The following is a 1,113-nucleotide window of genomic DNA, read 5'->3' on the forward strand; positions in this document are numbered from 1 at the left end:
GGCCGGGCCCGCTGATCACCGGGCCCGGCCGGCTCCTCCCGGCCCGTCCCCCGACGGACCGGAGACCGTGCCGTCCGGGTCAGCCTCCGATGCTGCCCTGCGGCCCGGCGTACTGGCCGAGCAGCGCCGGCACGTCCTTCGCCGCGTCCGGCGTGTAGCTGTAGTAGGAGCCGGGCGTGAACGTCGTCCCGTACGTCACCTGCTTGCCGGTGCTGTTGACCACGATGCTGCCGGACTGCGTCAGCGAGGCGGCCGTGGTGTCGATGTTGTACGGGTTGGCGACGTTGTCGAAGTAGCTGTTCTCGATGACGGTCCTCGACGCGCCGCGCGAGAGGTTGCCGTACGAGGTGACGTTCTGCAGGTAGTTGTTGTAGAGGTGGGCCAGCGCGACGTTGTCGACGCTGGGGTTGCGCTGGTTGGTGTCGTGGATCCAGTTGTGGTGGATCGTCATGCGGGCGGTGACGTTGTCCGTCCAACCGATGCCGAACGCCTTGTTGACCTCGCCGAGGACGTTCCAGGAGACGGTGAGGTAGCTGGTGTCCTTGCGGCTGTCGATCAGGCCGTCGTTCATCCGCTCGATCCGGTTGTGGTCGATCCAGACGTGGTCGGCGGTGTCCATCTGGATGCCGTCGTAGTCGTAGACCTTGTCGTCCGGGTCGTCGTCGGTCATCCGGGTGTCCCGGATGGTCAGGTTGCGGATGATCACGTTGTGGACGCCCGTGCCGAGGAAGAACCCGCCGTTGACGATCTGGCCCGAGGTGCCGACGCCGACGATGGTCTTGTTCGACTTCACGGGGATCTCGTGCCCGTACGGCGTGACGGTGAGGGCGGCGGCGACCCTGATCACGTAAGCGCTGTCCGAGGTGGCGTACCTGACCAGGTCGGCGAAGGTCGTGACGGTCACGGTGCTGCCCGCGGCGCCGCCGGTGGTGCCGCCGCCGGTGGAGGCGAAACCGTCCGCCGTGTCGGACCAGGTGCGGCCCGCAACGGGTTTGAAGGCCCATTGCTTGTTGGTGTTGGCGGTGCAGGTTTCCTGGATGACGGCGGTGCCGTTGGTGGTGGAGGCGTTCTGGTCGCTGATGCAGAGGCCGTTGCCGGCGTTGACGATCTGGA

General features: G+C 66.8%; 1 protein-coding gene. It reads right to left on the reverse strand.

The genetic code is table 11. From position 1 onward, the window contains the following. Positions 1-79: 79 nt before the first annotated feature. Positions 80-1,113, reverse strand: a 1,034-nt coding sequence (locus SNE206_RS40035) for an RICIN domain-containing protein (protein ID WP_407918514.1), incomplete at its 5' end; no start/stop codon positions are given.

It is taken from the genome of Kitasatospora sp. NE20-6, from assembly GCF_045862635.1.